The sequence below is a fragment of the Gardnerella sp. KA01002 genome, from assembly GCF_049244015.1.
GTDB lineage: Bacteria > Actinomycetota > Actinomycetes > Actinomycetales > Bifidobacteriaceae > Bifidobacterium > Bifidobacterium vaginale.
Map to the genome: position 1 here is coordinate 989,072 of NZ_CP058365.1, position 16,156 is coordinate 1,005,227.

The window sequence follows — 16,156 nt, forward strand, 5'->3', positions numbered from 1 at the left end:
AAAACTAGCTAAGACTAATTAATAAACTTGTCTCCAGTTGCAATTCGCACAGCTTCTAGAGGATCGTCTGTAATCGCAAGCAAACTAGGGTCAAAAGACGATATAAGTCCTCTTTCTTTAACTGTAGTTTCAATCCAATTCATAAGGCCTTTCCAATATTCACTGCCGAAAAGAACAACAGGAATTTTAGAAACCTTATGCGTTTGAACAAGCGTAAGCGACTCAAAAAGCTCGTCCATTGTGCCAAAACCGCCTGGGCACACAATAATTCCCGAAGAATATTTTAGGAACATTGTTTTGCGAACAAAAAAGTAACGAAATTGCATTCCAAGATTCACCCATTGGTTTAAGCCCTGCTCGTGAGGCAATTCGATTCCTAGCCCCACGCTTGTTCCGCCAGCTTCTGCCGCTCCGCGATTTGCCGCTTCCATAATTCCAGGTCCGCCGCCCGTAATCACCGCAAAACCGCGTTTTACAAGCTCTTTGCCCATTATGCGAGCGCTACTGTATTCTGGCGCATCTGGCTTTATTCGTGCAGAGCCAAACACGCTAACAGCTAATCCAAGTTTTGCCAAAGCGTCGAAACCATCAATAAATTCGGCTTGTATTCTAAGAACTCTCCAAGGGTCAAGTCCTTGCCACGCATGATTATCTTGCAAATCTCCGTTAGGCAAATCGTGTTGCAATAGCGTTTCCGTTGTGCTTTCCTTAGGAATCATTGGTCCGCGCATCATTACGGCGCCGCTGTAATAAGTGTCTTTCCAAGGTGAATTCTGTTCGCTTTGCGCGCGCAAGTCGCAAGCATTATCTGGATTATCAGATTTACCAGAATTATCTAAACTATCTAAATTACCTAAATTATCTAAATTATTATTAGAAACCATAAGTCACCTTTAGAACTTTCTAGTCACTTTCTAGTCGTCTTGTAATCGCGTTAAATAAACGCATTAAAGTCACTCTTCAATATCGTCTAATTCTTCTTCCATATGATTCGATTGCTTTGCAAGCATAAATCCCGAAACAGCAGCCGCAATAATAGACGCCACTAGCACGCCGAATCGCGCTTCTCCCGAAAGATCCGCGTCGCTGTATGCAAGCGAAGCGATTAGCAAAGACACAGTAAAACCAATTCCGCACGCGCATGCTGTAGGCAAAAGGTCGCGAACGCGCAAATCGTCTGGAACGCGCAAGCCAATAACTTTCTTAGCAAACCAAGCAGTAATCATAATTCCAAGTGGCTTTCCAACAACTAGCGCAATCGTAATCGCAATTAGTATTGGAGACAAGAACAGCTGCCAAGTCAATGTTTCAAAATGAACTCCAGTTGCAAAAAGCGCAAAAACTGGCAGCGCAAACAAAGAAGACAAAGGCTGAATTTTCTGTCGATACCTTTCGGCTCTAAGCGACTTTTCGCCGTGAACAAGATGCGCAGGAGTTAGCAAACCAACCATTACGCCTGCAAGAGTTGGGTGAACGCCAGCTTGATACATCATAACCCACGCAAGCAAGCCAACAAGAGCCACAACAGGCCATGGAACGCGCTTTAATCGCACAAGCATAGTCCATACTAATCCGCATAAAACAACGCCTACAAACCAATACCATGCGTTAAGCGAAGAGAAGAACAATGCGATTAATGCGATTCCAAGAAGATCGTCTACTGTAGCCAGAGTCATTAAAAATGCGCGCAATGCTTTAGGAAGCGTTTTAGCAAAAAGCGCAAGAACAGCCAGCGAGAATGCTATATCTGTTGCCGTAGGAATAGCCCAGCCAGCGCGAACCATGTCTAAAGACGGAAGCGCTCCAGAAGTAAGTCGCATAATCTCTTGACCAGCGTGCAACTCCGAGAATATTGTAACAGTTCCCGCAAAAAGAATAGGAGGAACAACCATACCACCAATCGCGCAAATCATTGGCATTGCTGCCGCGCGAGGGTCTCTAAGCGATCCTGCAATAAGCTCGTGTTTTAAGTCTAAACCAACTGTAAGAAAGAAAATAGTTAGCACGCCGTCTTGAACCCAGTGGCTAATCGACATGTGAATATTTGTGTACGGAATTCCTATTTGAGTGTGAGAAACAGCTTCAAAAATCGGAGACGTAAATGGCAAATTTGCAAGCATTAATCCAGCTAAAGCAAATCCGAGCATAATTAACCCAGATGTACGCTCATTATTGGCTATTTTGCATACTGTTTTCCAAGAGCGTCTTAGCATGATGTAAATCTTCCCTCCGATTTTCTATCTTTTATTTTCTATTTTCTATTTTTGACTTTTAGTTTTTAGTTTCGACTTTTTACTTTCGACTTTTGTTTAACAATTTACGGCATATAAATTTTATGCGATAAAGTTTATGCACCTAGGACTTATAAGTATATAGGATACGTATCGAAATATAACAAAAAACGCCACCTCGCTTAGAAGTGACGTTTCAAATTGTGGAGCTAGGGGGATTCGAACCCCCGACCCCCTCCATGCCATGGAGATGCGCTACCAGCTGCGCCATAGCCCCGTTTTAATTGTGCGGCTCAAACGAACCTTTGATAGAATACAACAGATTTTGCTACCAACCAAACTCGGCGTGTCGTAAACTCCTCAATTTTTGTTGTAAAAATATGGATTTCTTGCCGCATAAAACTATTATTCGCCACTACCCGATGATTGTTGCGATCCAGATTCTCCCTGCTGTACAGAAGTACCACCATCTGCACCATTAGGTAAAGAATAAGAAGGAGATGAAGGAGACGAAGCCGATCCAGAATCTGTGTTTTGTGAAGAATCACCCTTAGATCCGCTAGATTTTGAGTCAGATCCAGAATTGTTTAATCCATCCGCACCCTTTGAATCACCACTATTCGAAGAGTTTTTATCATCTAAAGAGTTTCCTTCATGATTATTCGCATCTTTTTTATCAGACGGTTTTTTATCCGAACCATTCTCATCATTCTTATTGTCTTCATTAGATTTAGAATAGTTGCCTGAATCTTGATTCTGATTTTGAATACGATTATTCTCACCATTTTCAGGAGTCTGATTTCCCCTATTAGTCTGATTGTTATTTTGCGCAGGATTCTGCGGTAAATTGTTTAAATTATCAGTGCCTTTTCCTTGCGTAAACAACAGAACCATGCCAGCAGTAATAATCACCGCAGCAAGGGCGCTAAGAACAGCAACTAAAATAGTAAGTCGTTTGTACCTTGACTCATCATCCACGTATTTTTTCTGCTTTGCATAGTCATAATCACTATTGTTGCCTAATCTACGCTTTGCGTCGGTTAGCGTAAGCAGAGAATCCGAATCTCCTTCCGAAAGCGAATTATCTTCTTCTTTCATCTTTCTTAATGAAGACAATTCCATAATGCTTGTGTTATCAACGCTATTATCAGTATTTTGCCCAGAGGCAGTAGCCATAACTTTTCTAACTGTTTTTATTCTGCGAGGTTCGTTCGCTTCATGAACCTCATATTCTTCTGGCATATCATCCTCTAATGCAATAAATCGTGCATTATTTACAACTTTAGTGTCATCATCTGCATAATGGCTTGAAACTGATTTTAATGCAGAAGAAGACTGGATCTTTTTTGAAGACGCGTGAATAACATTTTGATAAAGTTGCGATGCTACAGCAGACACAATCGAACCTATTGCAACACCAATTACTGATCCTGCTATACCGATTTTTGACGATAGAAGGAATGCTGTAACAGCTGCTAAAGAACCAGCCAGCACTTGCGTAAACGATATTCCTTTGAAGAAGTTCTTCACAAGTACCACCTTACAAAATTATTATTTACTACTATTCAAATTGACAATTATTGACAACTATTTAAATTGACAACTATTTAAATTGTAGATGCTGCTGCAGATGCAACTTTAGACTCTGTTTCAGAAATTTTCTGCTTATTTTTGATTTTTATAAGCTCAATATGTTCTGCCAAACTTGCAAGCAGAATCGCAGCAAAAATCAATGCAAAGCCAATAAAAGCAACGCTTGTTACGCGCTCGTTGTATAGAATGCTAGAAAATAGCAATGTAAACAAGCATTCTGTGCACATAATCACGGAAGCGTTAGCTGTTGAAAGATAAATCAGAGTATAGTTTTGAATAATTTGCGCAAGAACAGTTACTATCACTATAAGATAGAACATGTTTGTAAACGTAATCCAATTATCTTCAGCATTAAAATTAGGCAAAGGCTCACTTATTGCAGCTCCGCACAAAAATAGAACTCCAGAAACACTAAACTGGCCGAATGTTAAAGCAACGGGATTGTATTGTCTAGAATAATACGCTAAGTATGTTAAGTTAAACGCAAAAACAGCCGCGCAAATAAGAGTTAAAACATCTCCGTGAGAAAGTGTAAGAACAAGAGATCCTGGCTTTAATGCAACGAATCCAACGCCCACAACGCATGTTAAAGCAGCAATAATTCCTAAAAGCGTTGGCTTTTTTCTAATAATCATCCAAGCTGAAAATGGCGCTATAACACAGTAGGCGGCTGTAAGAAAAGCACTTCTACCTGGATCTATCCACCTTAATCCTTCTGTTTGAGTAACTAAAGATGCGTAGTATGTAACACCTGTTAAAAGCGAAGGAATTATCAGCTTTTTAGTAAAATTTTTGCGGATTGTTTTAAAGAAGACTGCGCCCATTATTATGCACGCTCCAAGCATGCGAACTCCCATAAGCCATTGAGGTGGGAATACCTCTAGAGCGTATTTAGATGAGACGTAGCTTCCGCCCCAAATTGCAGCGCATAAGAGCAACATGATTCGCGCGAAGTTTACGTTAATTCGATTATTCTGTCTTGGTTGAACCGCGCTATTTATTTCACTCATGTCACTCCCCTCAATTTCTTGCAAATCACAAGTCTATAACATTAAATTTTTCTTTAAGGTAGCTAAATTGCCTTATAAACTTTATAGAATAGCCACAAAAACAAGAAAAGTACAACCTATCGGCGTTCCTTCGGAAAATTTCCTAATTGACAACTGAATTGGTTGTACACACTGCGACTTTACCTTAATATTTACGATTAATGATTGATGCGCGACGACCTGCCTTTTCGCTTAAAGCGTAGCGCGAAAAGGTAATTCGGAGCGCTGAGCTTGCTTAAGGTTGAAAGCACAGTGTGCTTTCAACGCAAGCGAAGACGTGAGCGCGCTTAGACCGCGCGAACGGTATTCTCTGTTTACTATTGTGAGAGGGCTGGCTAATCCTTGTCTCACAACGCTCCGCCTATTACGTGTAGTCTAGAGTTGCGGTTGTTCCGTTTTGTCTTTGATTTTGTTTTTGTGTTGAGGTTTGTTTGTAGTGGTTGATCATTGGATTATTTGGTATCGGCTGCCGCTCTTATATTGTTCGACCAAGAATCACCCAGCCCTCTTACATGCTAGGACTTTTGCGTGGTTTTTATCACCGAGATTCGAGATTTTTCTTGCGCGACGACCTGCCTTTTCGCTTAAAGCGTAGCGCGTTAGCGATTTTCCGCTTTTTGTACGTGATTTAGGTCAAATATGGTACAAAGTGCGGAAAATTACGTTTGCACTTTGTGCAATTGGTGATTTATGTCACAAGTTTAGGCGTTTTTGCAAAAACTTGTCGAATTTTAAGCATTTATATGCAGGATTGCGCGTAATCTTAGATGTGATTGAATCATAATCATATGATTGCGCGATTGCAAAATAATCAGTTGAAGAAAGGACTCAACATGGCAACTCTTAGTGAAGATATGAAGACTTTTATTGAGAACAATTTGGCTTGGATTGCAACGATTAGCAAAGATGGAGAGCTTGATCTTGGACCAAAGATGTCAATGTTTGTTCTAGACGATAATCACCTTGCTTACCACGAGCGCACTGCAGGTCAGCATTTTAAGAACTTGCAAGATGGCAGCCAGTTGGTTGTAGCGGTTGCAAATTTGGCAGAAAAGAAGGGCTATCGCTTCCGCGGAACTGTTACGCTTCACACGGATGACGCGATTTACAATGAGCAAGTTCGCGTTGCCGAAGAAAAGGGCACAAAGAAGCCTGCTGCCGTTCCTGTTATGGAGATTAATGAGATTCAGGATTTGACTTCTGGAGCTAATGCTGGAAAGACAATTACTAAAGATTAGTCAAAATACTAATTTTTAGTAAAAATCTAACAAAACGCCGAATTTTTAGGTCTCTAATACGCGGAATACAATATCGAGTGGCGTTCGTCCTCAATGGCGAAGATGAACACCACTCAATTTTTATTTGATTAATTTTTATTTGATTATTTAATTGTCACTAATTTACTTGTTTTCTTTACGCAATGCTTGCAACCTAGCGTTCATTTCTTCCGCTTTCTTCTTCTCGAAGTAATAAATTATTGCAGCAATCGCAATCGGGAAAATAACAGTGAATACAATCCATCCGCAAATCACAGCTGGCCCATCTTTGAATGAAATCCACCCAACAATCACCGATACAATAAATTGAATAGCAATTGGTGGAACTAGCGCAAAAACGAATTTTGCGAGATTTGACATACGCTCATTCGACCAAAAAATAGCGAACACTCCATAGCCTATGCCTATAACAAACGATGCTACAGCATAAGATGCAATTCTGTTTCCAACTGCGCTATGCGCTAACAGGCTAGATACAAAACTGATTGCAGTAAAAATAGTGCACCCTATGCCAATGCCTTTGACAATGTTTTTTGCCATTGTTTTGCCTAAAGTTGTAACTTGCTTTTCCATAATAATCATTTCCTTTTTAAGTATTAAAAAATTAGTATTAAAATTTTTGATAGTTTTATATTTGACTACGCTTAAAACTACATTCCTAAGCGCTTTTTGAATCCTGCTAAGCATCTGCGACTAATCCACTCAACGCTTCCGTCGTCCATTTTTACGCTCATACTTCCGCCGAATCCTGGATCTACTCGAACAATGCGATTCAAGTTCACGATTGCGGATTTAGATATGCGCACAAACGACGCGAATTGCGGATTGTCAAAATCCATTAGGCGCTTGTAAGAAACGCACTCGCCTTTATCACTGTGGATGATTACGCGCGAATTTTCTACGCAAATCATAATCACATCTGGCTCGTGCATAACAATAATCGAATCGTTAATATAACCATATATAAATGAATTATTGTTGCTATTTTCCGCATTTACAGTATTATTTTCAGTGTTACTTGCTTTTGCATTTTTAGAATCAATGCTTTGCAAATTGGCTATAATGCGTTTAAGATTATCGTCAATATTGTGAACTGACAATTGAGCGTTCTGCTCCTCTTCTGGCGGCACAATAGCAATTGTTACTTTCATCAAGCCTCCCTTCCGTATACTACCGTTAGCTTTTGCTAGCTTTGCTAACTTTTCTTAGCGTTTGCTAGCTTTTTGTTTTGTAATTTTGACTATACGGCACTGTAAATAGTCTGTCTTTACAAAATCGCTAAACGGTAGTTTTCGAAATATAAGCGGTAAAAAGGAGAGATTACGCAGATTAAGCTGCTCCCCAAATGCGAATAAGACGCTGACTTGTAGGGTCGGCTGCAGGGCCTTGATCGTAAGCATCCAAACGCCAATGGATTGAACCATCCGCGTTAAGACTTGGAATTAAACGCGCCCAACGACCGTTTCCCATTCCACCAATCGTCTTATAAGAAGGATCTACATTGTCTAATCCAAGAAGCTTATGAACAGTTTGAGATAGGCAAGAGCCGTGCGAAAACACTAGCAAATCGCGATCCGAGCCAGTTTTGCGCGCCCAATCCTCAACAGCTTTCGCCGCGCGCTCGCCAACTTCTTGCTTAGTTTCTGCACCGTGGTTGAGTTCACCACCTTTGCCATCAACCCATGACTTAAAATCTTCAGGCCATTTTTCGTTAATTTGCTGGCGATTAAGGCCTTCCCACTCTCCAAAAAAGCGCTCGCGCACGCCATTTTCAACGTGAACATTAAGCTCAATCTTATCTGCAAAAGCATGCGCCGTTTGCTGAGCGCGAATAAGCGGAGAAGCAATTGCAACAAAACTCGCGTCTGCTTCTTCTGGAGTAATGCGCACGTGCTCCTGGCTATTTGGATTCTTTGGGTCTTCTAAGTCGGAAGCTCCAAATAGCACGCGCAAAGCCTTGCCAGAGCGAGTCACCTGGTCTATTCCAGACTCATCTAAAGCAATATCAATCATGCCTTGAAGTCTAAATTGAGCATTATAAGGCGTCTGGCCATGGCGAACAAGCATTACAGAACGCGCAATACCCTCGTGAGCGCTGTTTTTATTTGCATTATGCGCAATTTGCGTCGCGCTTTCAACAAAATCCACCATTATCTTGCGCTACCTTTCAGACTCTTGATCGCCATTTTGCACATCATCGCCATCATCGCCATGTGCATCGCTCTCATCATGCTCTGGAAGTTGCAAATCAATTGTAGGGCAATCATTCCACAAGCGCTCAAGGCGATAAAACTCGCGCGCTTCCTCGTGCATAATATGAACCACAAAGTCGCCAAAATCAAGCAAAATCCACTGCGCTAGTTCTAAGCCTTCTCGAGATAAAGCTTTACGCTTATTGTCTTTTAAGTACAAGTCTTTTTCGATTTCTTCGCTAACAGCTAAGACTTGACGCTCGTTAGATGCAGAAACAACCAGCATTGCGTCTGTAATTCCAAGCAGATTGCTAACGTCAAAAGCTTGGATATTAGTGGCTTTTAACCTATCGGCTGCAGCCGCAGCAATCCTAATCGCGTTAACAGAGCTTTCTAAAGCTGCCATTGTTTCTCCTTAACTATCGAACTAGCGAACTAACGCTCCCAAGCTGGCTTCCAGCCTTCTACAACGTGCTGCGTATTTTCTGAATACACCATGGAATCCGCTGGAACATCGTGACGCACAACAGATCCTGCACCCGTTGTAACTCCATCTCCAACAGTAACGGGAGCTACAAACAGGTTTCCTGCGCCAACATGCGCGTTAGAGCCAATAGTCGTGTGATTCTTATGCACACCGTCGTAGTTTGCTGTAATTGTGCCACCGCCGATATTCGTGTGCTCTCCCAAATCAGCGTCGCCCATGTAGCTTAAGTGTGGAACCTTAGTTCCGTTTCCAATATGCGCTTTCTTCATCTCCACAAACGCGCCCGCTTTGCTCTCCTCGCCAAGCACATTTCCTGGTCGCAAATACGTCCACGGACCAATGTTTGCAGCGCGGCAAATATGTGATTCCTGCACACGCGAGCGCTCCACAACCGCGTCTTCATCTACTTGCGCATCGATAAGCGTAGTGTATGGTCCTACAACCGCACCGCTTTTAACAATCGTTTGCCCTTGCAAGAAGCACCCTGGAAGTACCGTAACGTCTTCTTGCAAAACAACATCGTCTTCAATCCACGTGTTTTCTGGGTCTAGAATCGTTACGCCTTCAAGCATCCACTTTTCGCAAACGCGCTTGTTGTATGCTTTTGCAAGCGCAGCTAATTGTACGCGTGTATTTACGCCTTCTACTCTCAACGAATCTGATGCTGCCATTGCTCCAACTCGACCCATTGTGCGAGCGTGCTCTAGCGCATCTGTTAAATAGAATTCGCCTTGAGCGTTCTTGGAATTAAGGTTAGATATTGCGTCTGTAAGCACTTCCGCATCGAACACGTACACAGATGTGTTCACTTCCTTAATCGCAAGCTCTCCTGCATTAGCATCTTTGTGTTCAACAATTCTTAGCACATCACCATTTGCTTCTCGCACAATTCGCCCGTAGCCAGTGGCATCGTCTAAAACAGCGGTTAAAACAGTTGCTACATTGCCTTGATTATTGTGAAAATCAATTAATGATTGCAATGTTTGCGTGTCTAAAAGTGGCATATCACTTGCCGCAATTACCACAGAACCTTTAAGCGCACTACCACATTCTTGTTTTGAAGCTTCATTAAGATCTCGCATTGCGCACTGCACTGCCCTGCCCGTTCCAGGCTTATCATCCTGGTTCACAATCCGCACGGCGTTATTGTAGCTTTGCGCAGCTGCCGACACTCGTTGCGCTTGAGCGTGCACTACAACAGCAAGCTCCTTAGGGTTTACGCCTGCCATTGCGTTCATTACGCGATTTAAGAACGTTTTTCCAGCGAACGGATGCAATACTTTCGGCGTTGTTGAACGCATGCGCGTCCCATCACCTGCTGCCAGAATTATCGCTGCGGCTACATTATCATTATGCTTTTCCACGCGCGCTCCTTGTTTTTATGAGATATTGTCGAAATGCTTTCGAAATAATACAAGAGCAGAAAATCAAACAAGTGCCCCCGACGCGATTCGAACGCGCAACCAACGGATTAGAAGGCCGTTGCTCTATCCATTGAGCTACAGAGGCGCAAGTTGCAATTATACCAAAATTCTTACATCAACACACCCAGTCTTAAATAATTTGCAAATTAATATTTCTGTTTTGACTCTGTTTTGATTTATATTTATTTATTTTGATTTTACTTTGGGTTTTTGGTGCTCGGTTGCTAGCGACTTTTCCGCACGCGCAACACGCGGTATATTTGATTACTCTACAAAATGTGGTATAGTCATCAAGTCGCGTTAAAACGCGGATAATTTAAGATGCCCCTGTATCCCAATTGGTAGAGGAAACAGCCTCAAAATCTGTGCAGTGTGAGTTCGAGTCTCACCGGGGGCACGTGCACAACGCCGCTTAACATTCTAAGCGGCGTTTTTGTTATCTTCTCTCTCACGCGATTTTGTACGATACACAAACGACACACCAAACGACACACTTAATCCTCGTAGCGTTTTCATTACTGCGTTTGTTCCCTTTTTGGCTCAAATGGTAAACAAACGCGGGAATAGACGACTTCGAGTTTAAATCGTAGCGTGAGAAATCACCAGATTCATGCTAAACGAAAACGCGCACCCAAAAGGATGCGCGTTTAAAAAAACTAACGATTAACTAGCAATCAACTAGCGATTAATCGCAAGCACCAACGGTGTGAACGTAAATAGAGTCGGTACGACCAGCCTGGCGCTCACCCTGAGCAGTGCTCAAAACAACAATCTTGTCTCCGTCTTCAACCTTGCCAGCTTCACGAAGAACCTTGTCGGTGAAGATCATAAGATCGTGACGGTTCATATCGTGGTAGTCCTCGCTAATCAAGAAGCCTTCAGTGCCCCAGCTCAAAGCCAACCAGTGATAAGTGTGCTCATTGTTGGTCAAGCCATAGATTGGAGCAGCTGGACGCTCGCGAGAAATGCGATGCACAGTGCGACCAGTCTGAGTGTAAGCAACAATCGCCTTAGCGTTAAGCTTGTCCGCCAAGTCAACAGCTGCAGAAGAAACTGCACCCGTGCTAGACATGTCAAGCTCCACAGATGGAATGCGATCATAGCCATTTTCAGTCGCGTATTGAGAAATACGAGACATGGTCTGAACGGTAACTGCTGGATACTTGCCGACTGCGGTCTCGTTAGATGTCATAGTTGCATCAGCGCCGTCAAGAACAGCGTTAGCGCAATCAGAAGCCTCTGCACGAGTTGGAACTGGAGAGTTAACCATTGATCCAAGAACTTCAGTAGCAACGATTACTGGCTTTGCGTATTGGCGAGAAAGCTCAATGCAGCGCTTGGTAACGAGTGGAACCTGCTCAAGTGGCATCTCCACTGCCATATCTCCACGAGCAACCATAATGCCATCAAAGGTCTTAACAATCTCTTCCAAGTTTGCAACAGCCTGTGGCTTCTCAATCTTTGCAACGATTGGAATGCGGCGGCCTTCTTCGTCCATGATTTCGTGAGCGCGATCAATATCGGTAGCAAAACGCACGAACGACATTGCAATAATGTCTGCACCCGTGCGAATAGCCCAACGAAGATCAGACTCATCCTTTTCGGTCAATGCTGGAAGAGAAACGGCAACGCCTGGAAGGTTAATGCCCTTGTGGCTAGAAACTGGGCCAGCAACAACAACCTTAGTGTGTACGTCGTTGCCTTCTACCTTGGTGACCTCAAGACGAACCTTGCCGTCATCAATCAAAATTGGATCGCCTGCGTGGCAATCTCCTGGCAAACCCTTGAAGGTTGTGGAAGTGCGATGCTCATCACCCTCAATATCGTCTGTGGTAATAACGAACTCTTGGCCCTCTTCCAAATAAACCTTGTCTTCGCCGTCAGCGTTCTTCTTGAACCAGCCGCAACGAATCTTTGGACCTTGCAAATCAACAAGAGCAGCAACATTACGACCAGTGGTCTTTGAAGCTTCGCGCACATTGTTGTAAACGCGCAAATGATCTTCAGGAGTGCCATGCGAACGGTTTAAGCGAGCAACATCCATGCCAGCTTCAACAAGCTTGGTAATACCCTCTAACGATTCGGTAGCTGGTCCAATAGTATCAACAATTTTGGCTTTTCTCATAATGCCTGCCTGTTTCCTTTGTTTATTTTTAAATGGGAAAATACCCACTTTCCGAGTAATAGTGTACCAGCAAATTGTGACCTATAGACAAAACTCGCGCTTATTTATTTATCGCGTCTATTTATTAGGCACACTTATCACTTAGCAACACTCATTTATTAAAACACTATTACCTTGCGACTAGTCACGATTAATCACTACTAGCTTATTTATACGCGATTAACTCACGATTAATCATACTCACTTATTAGCCTCATCCATTTGACGCAATTCTTTCTTTAGATCGCGTATTTCGTCACGCAATCGCGCTGCAAGCTCGAATTGCAACTGTTCTGCCGCTGTATGCATTTGCTCACTCAGATTCTTAATCAAAGACATAATATCGTCTTGCGGCAACTCAGAAATATTCGCCATACGCTTTTCTTTACTTTGCTGCCCAAGATTCGGCTCTTTTGGCACTCCATAATGCGAGTTCCCAGCCTTATTAGCATTCCTGTAACCGCCTGCTAGCAAAGTTTGAGTATCAACATCCTCTTTAGCAAGCATGTCGTTCACGTCACTAATCTTCTTTCGCAAAGGCTTAGGGTCAATTCCGTGAGCCTTGTTGTACGCGATTTGCTTTTCGCGGCGGCGCTCTGTCTCGCTAATCGCCTTGCTCATAGCATCCGTAACAGCATCCGCATACATAAGAACAGTTCCAGAAACGTTACGAGCAGCGCGGCCAATCGTCTGAATAAGCGAGCGGTAAGATCTTAAGAAGCCTTCTTTATCTGCATCTAAAATCGCAACCAGCGAAACTTCTGGCAAATCCAAACCCTCACGAAGCAAATTAATGCCAACAATCACATCAATTTTTCCTTCGCGAAGCTCGCGCAAAAGCTCCACTCTGCGCAAAGTATCAACATCCGAATGCAAGTACTCAACTTTAATACCAAGCTCCAAAAAGTAATCAGTTAAGTCTTCCGCCATTTTCTTTGTAAGCGTAGTAACAAGCACGCGCTCATCTTTTGCTACTCGCTCCTTGATTTCCGCAAGCAAATCGTCAACCTGCCCTTCCACAGGCCTAACCTCAATCTTAGGATCCAGCAAGCCAGTTGGGCGAATAATCTGCTCAACTACGCCATCCGAAAGCCCCAACTCGTAATCTCCAGGCGTTGCAGAAAGATACACAGTTTGACCAACATGCTCCAAAAATTCGTTCCACTTTAACGGGCGATTATCCATTGCCGAAGGCAGCCTAAAGCCATGCTCTACAAGCGTTCGTTTGCGCGAAGCATCTCCCTCATACATAGCTCCGATTTGCGGCACGGTTACATGCGACTCATCTAAAACAAGCAAAAAATCGTCTGGGAAAAAGTCAAGAAGCGTATGCGGAGGCGTGCCTGCCGCGCGCCCGTCAAAATGCCTCGAATAATTCTCCACTCCTGGGCACACTCCAACTTGTCGAAGCATCTCTAAATCGTACGTAGTTCGCATTTCCAAACGTTGAGCTTCCAGCAATTTGTTCTGCTTTTTAAGCTGCGCTACTCTCTCGTCACGCTCTTTCTCAATCGCCTCAAGCGCGCGCTCCATGCGCTCAGGACCCGCAATATAGTGAGACGCTGGGAAAATATGAACACTACTCTCTTGGCGAATCACTTCCCCAGTAAGCGGATGCAACATTGTAATTCTGTCGATTTCGTCACCAAAGAACTCAATTCGCACAGCTAATTCTTCGTAAACTGGAATAATCTCAACTGTGTCACCGCGCACTCTAAAAGTTCCGCGCGTAAAAGCAATGTCATTGCGCTTGTATTGCATGCTCACGAATTGACGTAATAAATCGTCTCGCTCAAGCTGCTCCCCAACACTCAGCATAAGCATTCGCTCGGCATACTCCTCTGGGGTACCGAGTCCATAAATGCAAGAAACGGTAGCTACAACAACGCAATCCCTGCGCGTAAGCAAATTCGCTGTAGCTGCGTGACGAAGACGCTCAACATCGTCGTTAATATTCGAGTCTTTTTCAATATACGTGTCTGTTTGCGGAATATACGCTTCCGGCTGATAGTAGTCGTAGTAAGACACAAAATAGCTCACAGCATTATCTGGCATAAGCTCGCGAAACTCCGCGCAAAGCTGAGCTGCCAAAGTTTTATTCGGCTCAATAATAAGTGTAGGCCTTTGCAAACGCTCAATTAGCCAAGCGGTTGTAGCAGTTTTACCAGTACCAGTTGCGCCCATTAAAACAACGTCGTTTTCGCCGTTTTCAATGCGATTAGCCAGCTCTTCGATTGCTTGCGGCTGGTCGCCCGAAGGCGCATACGGAGCTTTTACTACAAACGGCTTGTTTGTGCGCTGAATTTTATTCGACATTATTTTTTCTCCAAGAGCATCAAGAGCATTTTATTTATTTTATTAAAGCCTAACAATCGCGCGGTTGCTTGCGATTTTTCCTTTGAGTCTCTAATGCTCCTTACTAATCCACGTTTTAATTTTTGAATCAACGCTTTTAAGCATAACTTCCATAGGCTTTGTGGAATCAACTACAAAATCCGCGATTTTTTTGCGCTCAATCTCTTCAACTTGATTACTTATGCGCTGCTCCGCCTGATTCTGGCTCATTTTGCGCTCGCTTATCATTCGCGCAATGCGAACATCTTTAGGCGCTTCAACTGTAATAATATAGTCAAAACTAAATGGAATGCTGCCTATTACTTGTGCAAGCAGCGGAATATCGTGCACAATAACAGATCTTAAATATGCGCGTTCACAGCAATCTTCTTTAGAAATTTTCCTATCACACTCGTTTCTATACTCGCTTTTATACTCGTTTCTATAATCGCTTTCTAAAGTCTTCGCTAAATCATAAATAGCAGGATGAATAAGCGACTCAAGCTTCTTACGATTTTCACAACTCTCGTCGAAATCTCCAAAAACATGCTTTGCAACAAACTCGCGATTTAAAGAGCCATCATTCTTAACAGCATTTTCCCCAAAAATGCTTACGATTTTCTGCAAGACTGCGCTTCCTGGCTCCACCACTTTACGCGCTAAAACGTCGTAATCTATAACAAACGCGCCAAGCGAACACAAATGGTTTACTACTGTAGATTTCCCAGCAGCGATTCCGCCCGTTACAGCAATCCGCATCATTGTCATATTTTGATTATAAACGATACATTTCTCACAATAACGTAAGTTTTAATTGACCCAACTAAAACTTCTTATATAGCACGCAGTAAATAGACCCGTAATAAGATTTCCAATTATCGGTTAATAAACTGTATCCAAGCTTATTATAAAAATCTAAAGCAACAGCATTATTATCTTTTTCTGTAGATAAAATTATTGTTTTATATAATTTAAGATTTTCGACTTTCTTCATAAGCGCACTGCCAACGCCTATATGCTGAAACTCAGGATCTACAAACAACTCATTTAGCTCTAAGCTTTGATTGTACCAATCATAATTTTCTGATAAAAATGGCTTAATTTGATTCGCATACCAATTATCTTGTAATAATTCTATGCCATATAAAACACCGATAATACGATTATTCATTGTAGCAACAAGTAAAAGCGCACTATTGTTATCTTTCAAACTATCTAATATGCGCTCACGAACATTATCTATACGATCCAGTTCTTTAGGGAATGCTTTTAGATATAAATCTAAAATTATATTCATATTATCTTTGGCTTCTAAATAATCTAATTTTTTAATTTCAATGTTCTTCATAAAAATCCTTTATACAAGCTACTATCCGTATTACAACACAACATATTTAATCGACAT

The 16,156-nt window shown here is 42.5% G+C and carries 14 protein-coding genes and 3 tRNA genes; 2 read left to right on the forward strand and 15 right to left on the reverse strand.

The genetic code is table 11. The annotated features are described in order from the left end of the window. Nucleotides 1-14: 14 nt before the first annotated feature. The 5 genes from HXT60_RS03850 to HXT60_RS03870 all read right to left on the reverse strand — a co-directional run bounded on the left by HXT60_RS03850 (nt 15) and on the right by HXT60_RS03870 (nt 4,834). Entirely contained in the window at nt 15-884 is an 870-nt protein-coding gene (locus HXT60_RS03850; protein WP_410311322.1) for a TIGR00730 family Rossman fold protein, read from the reverse strand. Nucleotides 885-953: 69 nt separating this feature from the next. Further along, nucleotides 954-2,213 (reverse strand): Na+/H+ antiporter NhaA, encoded by a 1,260-nt coding sequence (locus HXT60_RS03855; protein ID WP_101890275.1) that lies wholly within the window; start codon nt 2,211-2,213, stop codon nt 954-956. Nucleotides 2,214-2,435: 222 nt separating this feature from the next. Then, nucleotides 2,436-2,508 (reverse strand) — tRNA-Ala (locus HXT60_RS03860). 128 nt (nt 2,509-2,636) lie between these two features. Then, on the reverse strand, nt 2,637-3,761 hold the full coding sequence (locus HXT60_RS03865) for a hypothetical protein (RefSeq protein WP_421790790.1): 1,125 nt from the start codon (nt 3,759-3,761) through the stop codon (nt 2,637-2,639). 77 nt (nt 3,762-3,838) lie between these two features. Further along, nucleotides 3,839-4,834: a DMT family transporter gene (locus tag HXT60_RS03870; RefSeq protein ID WP_004117654.1), complete on the reverse strand. Its 996-nt coding sequence runs from the start codon at nt 4,832-4,834 to the stop codon at nt 3,839-3,841. 872 nt (nt 4,835-5,706) lie between these two features. Between HXT60_RS03870 and HXT60_RS03875 the strand changes: the two genes are divergently transcribed. Then, a complete protein-coding gene (locus tag HXT60_RS03875; RefSeq protein WP_004113128.1) occupies nt 5,707-6,111 on the forward strand; it encodes a pyridoxamine 5'-phosphate oxidase family protein in 405 nt (134 codons plus the stop codon). A 162-nt stretch (nt 6,112-6,273) separates the two neighbouring features. Here the strand turns inward: HXT60_RS03875 and HXT60_RS03880 are convergent, their stop codons facing one another. From HXT60_RS03880 to HXT60_RS03905, 6 genes are all read right to left on the reverse strand, one after another. Continuing rightward, nucleotides 6,274-6,723, reverse strand: coding sequence for a DUF3021 family protein (locus HXT60_RS03880; RefSeq protein ID WP_004117652.1), 450 nt, complete (start codon nt 6,721-6,723; stop codon nt 6,274-6,276). A 77-nt stretch (nt 6,724-6,800) separates the two neighbouring features. Then, nucleotides 6,801-7,301 (reverse strand): LytTR family DNA-binding domain-containing protein, encoded by a 501-nt coding sequence (locus HXT60_RS03885; protein WP_014554522.1) that lies wholly within the window; start codon nt 7,299-7,301, stop codon nt 6,801-6,803. Between the two features lie 178 nt (nt 7,302-7,479). After that, nucleotides 7,480-8,301: a histidine phosphatase family protein gene (locus HXT60_RS03890; RefSeq protein ID WP_421790792.1), complete on the reverse strand. Its 822-nt coding sequence runs from the start codon at nt 8,299-8,301 to the stop codon at nt 7,480-7,482. Between the two features lie 9 nt (nt 8,302-8,310). Further along, nucleotides 8,311-8,748, reverse strand: coding sequence for a ribosome silencing factor (gene rsfS / locus HXT60_RS03895; RefSeq protein ID WP_004137977.1), 438 nt, complete (start codon nt 8,746-8,748; stop codon nt 8,311-8,313). Between the two features lie 29 nt (nt 8,749-8,777). Next, nucleotides 8,778-10,193 carry a bifunctional UDP-N-acetylglucosamine diphosphorylase/glucosamine-1-phosphate N-acetyltransferase GlmU gene (gene glmU / locus HXT60_RS03900; RefSeq protein ID WP_004114849.1) on the reverse strand — a complete coding sequence of 472 codons (1,416 nt, stop codon included), beginning with the start codon at nt 10,191-10,193 and terminating at the stop codon, nt 8,778-8,780. A gap of 72 nt (nt 10,194-10,265) precedes the next feature. Next, a tRNA-Arg gene (locus HXT60_RS03905) sits at nt 10,266-10,338 on the reverse strand. Between the two features lie 238 nt (nt 10,339-10,576). Between HXT60_RS03905 and HXT60_RS03910 the strand changes: the two genes are divergently transcribed. Next, nucleotides 10,577-10,650 (forward strand) — tRNA-Leu (locus tag HXT60_RS03910). Nucleotides 10,651-10,938: 288 nt separating this feature from the next. Here the strand turns inward: HXT60_RS03910 and pyk are convergent. From pyk to HXT60_RS03930, 4 genes are all read right to left on the reverse strand, one after another. After that, complete coding sequence (pyk, locus tag HXT60_RS03915) at nt 10,939-12,378, reverse strand: pyruvate kinase (RefSeq protein WP_004113139.1); 1,440 nt, start codon at nt 12,376-12,378, stop codon at nt 10,939-10,941. Nucleotides 12,379-12,618: 240 nt separating this feature from the next. Then, nucleotides 12,619-14,733, reverse strand: a complete 2,115-nt coding sequence (gene uvrB / locus HXT60_RS03920; protein WP_421790795.1) for an excinuclease ABC subunit UvrB — start codon at nt 14,731-14,733, stop codon at nt 12,619-12,621. 90 nt (nt 14,734-14,823) lie between these two features. Continuing rightward, nucleotides 14,824-15,519, reverse strand: coding sequence for a dephospho-CoA kinase (gene coaE, locus HXT60_RS03925; protein ID WP_421790797.1), 696 nt, complete (start codon nt 15,517-15,519; stop codon nt 14,824-14,826). Between the two features lie 55 nt (nt 15,520-15,574). Then, nucleotides 15,575-16,099: a GNAT family N-acetyltransferase gene (locus tag HXT60_RS03930; RefSeq protein ID WP_116285938.1), complete on the reverse strand. Its 525-nt coding sequence runs from the start codon at nt 16,097-16,099 to the stop codon at nt 15,575-15,577. Nucleotides 16,100-16,156: the final 57 nt, after the last annotated feature.

Bases quoted from the DNA above. Each gene is read 5' to 3' on its own strand.
- HXT60_RS03850 (WP_410311322.1), bottom strand. From the start codon at position 884: ATGGTTTCTAATAATAATTTAGATAATTTAGGTAATTTAGATAGTTTA.
- HXT60_RS03855 (WP_101890275.1), bottom strand. From the start codon at position 2,213: ATGCTAAGACGCTCTTGGAAAACAGTATGCAAAATAGCCAATAATGAG.
- HXT60_RS03870 (WP_004117654.1), bottom strand. From the start codon at position 4,834: ATGAGTGAAATAAATAGCGCGGTTCAACCAAGACAGAATAATCGAATT.
- HXT60_RS03875 (WP_004113128.1), top strand. From the start codon at position 5,707: ATGGCAACTCTTAGTGAAGATATGAAGACTTTTATTGAGAACAATTTG.
- HXT60_RS03880 (WP_004117652.1), bottom strand. From the start codon at position 6,723: ATGGAAAAGCAAGTTACAACTTTAGGCAAAACAATGGCAAAAAACATT.
- HXT60_RS03885 (WP_014554522.1), bottom strand. From the start codon at position 7,301: ATGAAAGTAACAATTGCTATTGTGCCGCCAGAAGAGGAGCAGAACGCT.
- HXT60_RS03890 (WP_421790792.1), bottom strand. From the start codon at position 8,301: ATGGTGGATTTTGTTGAAAGCGCGACGCAAATTGCGCATAATGCAAAT.
- rsfS (WP_004137977.1), bottom strand. From the start codon at position 8,748: ATGGCAGCTTTAGAAAGCTCTGTTAACGCGATTAGGATTGCTGCGGCT.
- pyk (WP_004113139.1), bottom strand. From the start codon at position 12,378: ATGAGAAAAGCCAAAATTGTTGATACTATTGGACCAGCTACCGAATCG.
- uvrB (WP_421790795.1), bottom strand. From the start codon at position 14,733: ATGTCGAATAAAATTCAGCGCACAAACAAGCCGTTTGTAGTAAAAGCT.
- coaE (WP_421790797.1), bottom strand. From the start codon at position 15,519: ATGACAATGATGCGGATTGCTGTAACGGGCGGAATCGCTGCTGGGAAA.
- HXT60_RS03930 (WP_116285938.1), bottom strand. From the start codon at position 16,099: ATGAAGAACATTGAAATTAAAAAATTAGATTATTTAGAAGCCAAAGAT.